Genomic DNA, 8488 nt, shown 5'->3' with positions numbered 1-8488 from the left:
TGGCTGCCGCTCTGCTGCGCCTGCTCGCCGGGGACGGCGGGCCGCCGCGCGGGACGCTCCGTCGTCCGCCCGGTCCGCTCGGCCGGCCCCTCGGCACGGCGGGCGCGACGCAGGTGGACCGGGTCGACGGCGCGCTCGGGCACCGGCACCAGCAGCCGGGCCAGCCAGCCGCCGTCCCGCCGGCGCAAGTGCTCGATCGCCTCGGGCTCGGAGCGGGCGAAGCGGATGAGCAAGCCCACGATGAACAGGGTGAGCACCAGCGAGGTGCCACCGGCGGAGATGAGCGGGAGCGTCAGGCCGGTGACGGGGAGCAGACCCACCACGTAGCCCATGTTGAGCGCGGCCTGACCGACCAGCCAGACCGTGAACGCCACGCAGGCCAGCTGCACGAAGCGGTCGGCGGTCCGGCGGGCGATCCGGAAGCCGGCGTAGGCGAGCAGGCCGTAGAGGGTGACCACGACGAGGCAGCCGAGGAAACCGAGCTCCTCGCCGATGATCGCGAAGATGTAGTCCGACTCCGCCTCGGGCAACAGGTTCCACTTCATCGCGCTGTTGCCCAGCCCGACGCCCCACAGCCCTCCCGTGGCCAGCGCGTAGAAGCCGCGGATGGCCTGGAATCCGGAGTCGGAGGGGTCGGCGAACGGGTCGAGGAACGCGGTGAGGCGTTCCCGGCGCTCCTCCGAGTACGTCACCACGAGCGCGAGCACGCCGACACCGGCCGCAGCAACTCCGGCGAACCAGCGGAGTGGCATCCCGGCCGCCCAGAGCAGGCCCACCAGCACCAGACCCAAGGTGACCATGGCGCCGAAGTCCGGCTCGAGGATCAGCAGCACCGCGAGGACAGCGAAGACAGGCAGCAGCGGGACGAGCAGCGTCTTCATGGTGAGGAACCGGTCGCGCAAGGCCAGGACGTGCGCGCCCCAGAGGGCGAAGACCAGCTTGGCCAGCTCGGAGGGCTGGAACGTGGTGAACCCGAGATCGATCCAGGCCCGCGAGCCGTTGAGCTTCAAGCCGATGCCCGGGATCAGCACCAGCACCAGCAGCCCTGCTGCGACGACCAGGGCGATCGGGGTCCAGCGGCGGACCAGGCCGACGGGCAGGCGCACCGCGACCAGCAGCGCCACCAGGCCGATGCAGGCGAAGATCAGCTGGTCGACGCCGGGCCGCCAGGCCGGCTGGTCGCCCAGCGCGGCCTCGATCGCCGAGGCCGAGAAGACCATGACCAGGCCGATGGCCAGGAGCATGCCGGCCGCGCCGACGACCAGGTGGCAGCTGGTCATCGGGCCGTCGAGCCAGGCCGGGGGCGCGAACCGGCGGACCGGCGTCCTCTGCCCGGTCGACGCGGTCCGGCGCCGCCCGGGAGCGGTCGGGACGCCGGTGGACTGCATCAGGCCATCGTCGCCGCTGGAGCGGACCTCCCGGGGGACCGCGCGGGCGTGTCGCGGTGGTGAGGTGCTGGAACGGCCACCCTTCAGGGGCCCGCGCCGAGCTCGCGAGGCGTGGGGTGCGGCCCCGTCCGGAGGCTCGCCGCGACCCTCGATCGGCCTCCTCGCAGGGGCCCGCCGCGAGCCTGCGAGCGGCGGGGGGCGAGGAGGTCCTTCCTGAGAGGGACGGGATCCTTCCACCTTGTTCACAGGCCGGTGAACGCCAGCCAGTCGGCGTAGAACAGCCCCAGCCCGAAGGCGACCGACATCCCGGTCACCAGCCAGAAGCGGACGATCACCGTGACCTCGGTCCAGCCGGCCAGCTCGAAATGGTGGTGCAGCGGCGCCATCCGGAACACCCGGCGGCGGGTGGCGCGGAAGAAGGCCACCTGGATGACCACCGACAGGGTGATCGCGACGAACAGCCCACCCAGGACGACGAGCAGCAGCTCGGTGCGGGTGACGATCGCCAGGCCGGCCAGCAGGCCGCCCAGGGCCAGCGAGCCGGTGTCGCCCATGAAGATGCGCGCCGGGCTGGTGTTCCACCACAGGAAGCCCAGGCACGCGCCCAGGCCGGCGGCGGCGACCAGGGTGACGTCGAGCGGGTCGCGGACCGTGTAGCAGCCGACGATCGGTTCGGTGGTGCAGTCGTGGGTGAACTGCCAGAACGAGATGATCGTGTAGGCGCCGCAGACCATCGCCGAGCAGCCCGCGGCCAGCCCGTCGAGCCCGTCGGTCAGGTTCACCGCGTTGGAGAACCCGGCGATGAACAGGTACGCCAGGACGACGAAGCCGATCGAGCCGAGGAACAGCGGCCCGATGTCGCGGACGTAGGAGACGAACTCCGAGGCCGGGGTGATGCCCGACTCGTCGGGGAACCTCGTGGCCAGGAGGGCGAAGGCCACCCCCACCACCAGTTGGCCGACCAGCTTGGCGGTCTTGTTCAACCCGAGGCTGCGCCGGTACCGGATCTTGAGGTAGTCGTCGAGGAAGCCGACGGTGCCCAGGCCCACCATCAGGAAGAGCACCAGCAGACCGCTGGCGGTCACCCCGCGGCCGGGCTGGTTGACGAGGAACAGGTGGGAGATGAGGTAGCCGCCGACCGTGGCCCCGACGATGACGGTGCCGCCCATGGTGGGCGTGCCCTTCTTCGACAGGTGGCTCTCCGGGCCGTCGTCCCGGATCTCCTGGCCGAAGCCCTTCCGGCGGAACAGGTGCACGGCGACCGGGGTGGCCAGGATCGAGATCACCAGCCCGAACGCGGCCGCGATGAGGACGGACCTCACGCGCCTGCCCCGGCGGCGAGCAGGTCGGCCGCGAGCACCTCGAGCCCGTAGGACCGGCTGGCCTTCACCAGCACGACGTCACCGGGCACCAGCACCTCCGTCAGCAGTTCCCGGGCGGCCACCCGGTCGGGCACGCGCACCGTGCCGGCGTCCTCGCGCGCACCCGCGGCGATCGCCCCGTCGGCTATCCCTACCGCATCCGGTCCGACGGCGACGACCAGGTCCACCCCGGCGGCCACGGCGTCCCGGCCCAGCCGCTCGTGCTCGGCGGCCGCCCCCAGACCCAGCTCGGCCATCCCGCCGAGGACGGCGATCCGCCGCCGCGCGGGCAGCCCGGCCAGCGCGGCCAGCGCCGCGCGCATCGACTCGGGGTTGGCGTTGTAGGCGTCGTTGACCACGGTCACGCCGTCGGCCCGGCGGGTGACCTCCATCCGCCAGCGGCTGCGCGGCACCGCCGCCGACAGCGCGGCGGCGACCGCGTCGGGCGTCATCCCGGCGGCCAGCGCCGCCCCGGCGGCCGACAGCGCGTTGGCGACCTGGTGCTCGCCGACGACCTGCAGCCGCACCGCGCGGCGCGCGCCGCCGGCGACGAGGGTGAAGCCGGCACGGCCGTCCTCGTCGAGGGTGACGTCCTCGGCCCGGACGTCGGCGTCCGCGGTCCGGCCGGTGGTCGTCACCCTCGCCCGGGTGCGCGGCGCCATGCCGATCACCCGGGGGTCGTCGGCGTTGAGGACGGCGGTGCCCTCGGCCGGCAGCGCCTCCACCAGCTCGCCCTTGGCGGCGGCGATCCCGTCGGGCGAGCCGAACTCCCCCAGGTGCGCCGAGCCGACGTTGAGGACGACGCCGACGTCGGGCCGGGCGACCCGGCACAGGCGGGCGATGTGCCCCGGGCCGCGCGAGCCCATCTCGAGCACGAGGAAGCGGGTGTCCTCGTCGGCGTCGAGCACGGTCAGCGGCAGGCCGATGTCGTTGTTGTACGAGCCGGGCGGGCTGACCGTCGCGCCGGCGGTGGTCAGCACCTGGCCGAGCAGGTCCTTGGTGCTGGTCTTGCCCGAGGAACCGGTGATGCCCAGCGTCGTCAGGCGATGTCCTCGCGCCCCGCCCGCGCCCGCCAGCCGGGTGTGGACCGCGGCGGCGAGCCGGCCGAGCGCGGCGACCGGCTCGTCGACGACCACGCAGGGCAGCGCGCCGTCGGGGCGGGCGGTCAGGGCGGCGACCGCGCCGGCGGCCGCCGCGGCGGCGAGGAAGTCGTGCCCGTCGACCCGTTCCCCCGGCACGGCGACGAACAGGTCGCCGGGCGCGACGGTGCGCGAGTCGACGGTGACCTTCCCGGTGACCCGGCCACCGCCGGCGCTCAGCTCGCCGTCGACCGCCTCGGCCACCTCGGCGAGACCCATCTCGATCACGGACGGGCCTCCACTCCGGCCGGCGCGAGCTGCGCCAGGGCCTCGCGCAGCACGGCGCGGTCGTCGAACGGGTGCAGGGTGCCGGCCACCTCCTGGCCGGACTCGTGCCCCTTGCCGGCCACCAGCACGGCGTCGCCGGCCCGGGCGCGGGCCACCGCGGCGGCGATCGCCGCGCGGCGGTCGCCGATCTCCAGCACGTCGCCACGCCGGTCGGCGGGGACGCCGGCGAGCATCGCCGCGCGGATGGCGGCGGGGTCCTCCGAGCGGGGGTTGTCGTCGGTGACGACCACGAGGTCGCTGTTCCGCGCCGCGGCCTCCCCCATCGCCGCCCGCTTGCCGGGGTCGCGGTCGCCGCCGCACCCGAGCACGGTGACCACCCGGCCCTCCGTGGCGGCGCGCAGCGCGGTGAGGGCCGTGGCGACCGCGTCGGGGGTGTGCGCGTAGTCGACGACGGCAACGAACGGCTGCCCGGCGTCCACCGGCTCCATGCGGCCGGGCACCACCGTCTCTGCCACCCCGGCCAGCGCCGCCTCCACCGGCACGCCGACCGCGTCCAGCAGCGCGACGGCGAGGACGGCGTTGGCGACGTTGAACCGCCCGGGCAGCCGCACCCGGGCCGGCCAGGTCCGCCCGCCGGGGCCGTGCAGGGTGAACGCCGTCCCGCCGTCGGGAGCGACGGCCAGCTCCTGGGCGCGCCAGTCGGCGTCCGGGCGGGCGGGATGGGCCGTCGTGGCGACGGTGACCGCGCGGCGGCCGTCGAGCATCCCGGTCAGCCGCTGCCCGTAGGGGTCGTCGACGTCGACCACCTCGACCGCGGCGCGGCCGTCGAACAGGCGGGCCTTGGCGAGGAAGTAGTCCTCGAGGTCGGTGTGGAAGTCCAGGTGGTCGCGGCCGAGGTTGGTGAAGCCGGCCGCGGCGAACGGGATGCCGCCGACCCGGCCGAGGACCAGCGCGTGGCTGGAGACCTCCATGACCACCGTCTGCACCCCGGAGCCGGCCATGGTCGCCAGCAGCGCGTGCAGGGCGGGCGCCTCCGGCGTCGTGCGGACGCTGGGAAAGGTGGTGACCGTCGGCGTCCCGTCGGCGGCGCGGCCACGGGTGCGCGTCTCCACGGTGCCGATCAGGCCGGTCCCCCGGCCCGCGGCGGCCAGGCCGGCCTCGACCAGGTAGCTCGTGGTTGTCTTGCCGTTGGTTCCGGTGATGCCGATGACCTGCAGCCGCCGGGCCGGCTCGCCGTAGACGCGGGCCGCGACCGCGCCGAGCACTGCGCGGGGGTCGTCGACGACGCACACCGGCAGGCCGGTGACGCGGGCCTGCTCGCGGCCGGACGGGTCGGTGAGGACCGCGGCCGCGCCGCGTCCGGCGGCGTCGGCGGCGAACCGGGCACCGTGCGTGCGGGCACCGGGCAGGGCGGCGTAGAGGACGCCGGGGCGCACTTCGCCGGAGGCCAGCGTCACGCCGGTGACAGCGGTCGCCGAATCCCCCTGGACCGGCGCGCCCACCAGGTCGGCGAGCCCGGCGAGGGTCAGCGGGGTGGTCGGCGTGCTCTCCGCCGACCGGTCACCGGGCGCGTCCACAGGGCTCCAATCTACCGGCGGCCCGCGGCGGCCCGCCGCCCACACGCGGCGGCGCGCCGCCGCCGGACGGCGGCCCCGTCCGGGCCCGGCCCGGGACGGGGACGCTTCTTCCACCAGGCGTGGGGAGGACGGCAGCCCCCCTGCAGGGTCCCGGCCCCGTCCAGGGCACCGCCCCGAGCTCGCGAGGGGAGGGCAGGACGGGTCCTTCGACGAGTGGCGGAGGGCAGGGCGGCCCCGTCCAGGGCACCGCCCCGAGCCTGCGAGGGGTGGGCAGGACGGGGTCCTTCTTCAGTCGTCCGGGCCGGTCAGGACGAAGTCGGGCCGGGGTGTCCCCGACGGGACGATCCCGTCGGCGGTGAGCGCCTGGCGCATGATGTCGGCGAAGACCGGCGCGGCGACCTGGCCGCCCTCGGCATCGCTGGTGGGCCGCTCCAGGTCGACGGCGACGACGTACTGCGGATCGTCGGCCGGGGCGAACCCGACGAACGTGGTCACGTAGCCGCCGCCTGCGTAGCAGTTGCACTCGGGGTTGGCCCGCTGCGCGGTGCCGGTCTTCCCGGCCACCCGGTAGCCCTCGACCTGCGCCAGCGGTGCGGTACCGCCGGGCCCGACGACGGCCTCGAGCATGTAGGCCACGTCCTCCGCGGTGGACTCGCTGAGCACCCGGGTGCTGTCCGGCGCCGGCGGGGTCTCGCCCCCGACCGAGGAGACGATGCGCGGCTCGATGCGCACCCCGTCGTTGGCGATCGCCTGGTACACCGAGGCCATCTGCAGCGTGGTGACCGAGACGCCCTGTCCGATCGGGACGTTCGCCGCCCGGCTCTCGGTCCAGTCCTCGGACTCCTCCAGGATGCCGGCGCTCTCGCCGGGCAGCTCGATGCCCGTGGTGCTGCCGAGACCGAAGGCCCGCAGGTACTCCTCGAGCGTCGCGTCCCCGACCTCGCGGGCCAGCATGATCGTGCCCACGTTGCTGGACTTGGCGAGGATGCCGGTCACCGTCCAGTCGATCGGCTCGTGGTCGTGGGCGTCGCGCACCACGACGTCCCCGGCCTGGATGCGCCCGTCCACGCTCAGCACGGTCTCCGGCGTCGCCTTCCCCTCCTCGATGGCCGCGGCGAGGGTCACCGCCTTCATCACCGAGCCGGGCTCGAAGACGTCGGAGACCACCGGGTTGCCCAGCAGCTCGGGGTCGGTCTCGGAGTAGGCGCCGGGGTCGTAGCCGGGGCAGGAGCCCATGGCGACCACCTCGCCGGTGTGCACGTCGAGGACGACCGCAGAGGCGCGCGTGGTCTCACCGTCCCGGCAGGCCTCGGCCAGCCGCTGCTCCATGACGAACTGCAGGTCGGCGTCGACGGTGAGCTCGACGGTCTCGCCGTCGACGGCCGGGGTGGACTCGTCGATGCCCGAGGGGATCGGATGGCCACCGCTGCCGACCTCGACCCGCCGCTCCCCCGGGGTACCGGCCAGCTGCTCGTCGAAGGTCTGCTCGATGCCGGCCAGGCCCTCGCCGTCCCGCCCGACGAAACCGACGACCTGCCCGGCGACCGACCCGCCGGGGTAGAGCCGTACCGGGTCGTCCTCGGAGAAGACGCCGCCCAGCCCCAGCTCCTCGATGGCGTCGACCGTCTCCGGCGGGACCCGCGAGGCCAGGACGACGTACCGGCCCTCCTCGGAGAGCAGTTCGGTGAGCTCGGAGACCGGGACGTCGAGCAGCGTGGTCAGCGCCAGCGCGGTGCGCGCGGGGTCCGCGACGAGCGTGGGGTCGGCGGTCACCCGGGAGGCCTCGACGGTGTAGGCCAGCGGGTCGCCGTCGCGGTCGACCACCGAGCCGCGCAGTGCGGCGATGTCCCGCACGCTGATGCGGTCCTCGGTGGCGGCGAGGGCGTACTGCCCGCTGTCGACGCCCTGCAGCAGCCAGAGCTTGCCCGTGATGACCAGCAGCGGGACGACGACCAGCACCGCACCTACGGTGAACCGGCGCTCGCCGGCGCGGAGGGCGCCCGGGCGCCGGCGGCTGCCCGCTGGGCGGCGGGACACGAAGGCGCCGTTCCCGCCGCCGCGCTGCGGGGCGCGGTCCGCGGGTCGTCGACGAGGTGCGGGCGGGCGGGGTGTGGATGGCACGGATCAGCCCCCGCCGCCGGCCGCGGGCGCCTCGGGGGTCACGGCGACCTCGGGGGCCGCCGAACCCTCGGGGGCGGCCGGACCCTCGGGGGCGGCCGGACCCTCGGGGGCGGCCGGACCCTCGGGAGCCGCCGAACCCTCGGGAGCCGCCGAACCCTCGGGAGCCGCCGAACCCTCGGGGACCGCCGCGTTCTCGGGCGGCTCGGGAGCCTCGGCCGGGGCGGGCTCGCCGCGGAGGGTGACGGTGCCGTCATCCCCGATGACCAGGTGGGCGGCCGGGCCGGCGGGCACCAGGCCGGCCTCCCGCGCGTCGGCGGCGAGCTCGGCCGGGGTGTCCCCGGCGATGACCTGCCGCTCCAGGCGCTGCACCTCGTGGGCGCGGTCTTCGTTCTCCGCCTCCAACTGGGTGGCCTTGAGCGAGTTGACCGCGATGGCGGTGTTGAGGAACAGCAGCCCGAGCGCGGTCGCCACCAGCAGCGTCCCGACCAGCAGGACGAACGGCGCGCGGTGGGCACCGGCGGCGGTCCGGGCACGGACCGCGGTCGAGCCGGCCTCCAGCCCGTCGGGGACGACGCGGGCGGTGTTGCCGGCCAGACCGCCGCCGGTGATGTGCGCGTAGGCGTGCACGCCCTCGACGCCGAACCGCTGCACCAGCGCCAGGCAGTCCAGCGCGT

6 protein-coding genes are annotated in these 8488 nt (G+C 75.3%); all 6 read right to left on the bottom strand.

Annotated features, from left to right (window positions below; all coding sequences use genetic code 11):
* On the bottom strand, positions 1-1388 hold a 1388-nt coding region (gene ftsW / locus E4P41_RS20405), incomplete at its 3' end, for a putative lipid II flippase FtsW (protein WP_135143046.1).
* A 242-nt stretch (positions 1389-1630) separates the two neighbouring features.
* Positions 1631-2710 carry a phospho-N-acetylmuramoyl-pentapeptide-transferase gene (gene mraY / locus E4P41_RS20400; RefSeq protein WP_135143045.1) on the bottom strand — a complete coding sequence of 360 codons (1080 nt, stop codon included), beginning with the start codon at positions 2708-2710 and terminating at the stop codon, positions 1631-1633.
* On the bottom strand, positions 2707-4107 hold the full coding sequence (gene murF, locus E4P41_RS20395) for a UDP-N-acetylmuramoyl-tripeptide--D-alanyl-D-alanine ligase (protein ID WP_245177531.1): 1401 nt from the start codon (positions 4105-4107) through the stop codon (positions 2707-2709). The genes mraY and murF overlap by 4 nt, the downstream gene beginning before the upstream one ends.
* A 5-nt stretch (positions 4108-4112) precedes the next feature.
* Positions 4113-5693 carry a UDP-N-acetylmuramoyl-L-alanyl-D-glutamate--2,6-diaminopimelate ligase gene (locus E4P41_RS20390; protein WP_135143043.1) on the bottom strand — a complete coding sequence of 527 codons (1581 nt, stop codon included), beginning with the start codon at positions 5691-5693 and terminating at the stop codon, positions 4113-4115.
* Between the two features lie 288 nt (positions 5694-5981).
* On the bottom strand, positions 5982-7652 hold the full coding sequence (locus E4P41_RS20385; RefSeq protein ID WP_245177530.1) for a penicillin-binding protein 2: 1671 nt from the start codon (positions 7650-7652) through the stop codon (positions 5982-5984).
* A gap of 165 nt (positions 7653-7817) precedes the next feature.
* Positions 7818-8488: hypothetical protein (locus tag E4P41_RS23475; protein WP_135143041.1), on the bottom strand; the 671-nt coding region annotated here is incomplete at its 5' end.

This window comes from Geodermatophilus sp. DF01-2 (assembly GCF_004571065.1).
GTDB lineage: Bacteria > Actinomycetota > Actinomycetes > Mycobacteriales > Geodermatophilaceae > Geodermatophilus.
This window is presented reverse-complemented; position numbering and strand designations above follow the sequence as displayed.

Coding starts and splice junctions, on each gene's coding strand:
- murF (WP_245177531.1), bottom strand. CDS start 4,107: ATGGGTCTCGCCGAGGTGGCCGAGGCGGTCGACGGCGAGCTGAGCGCC.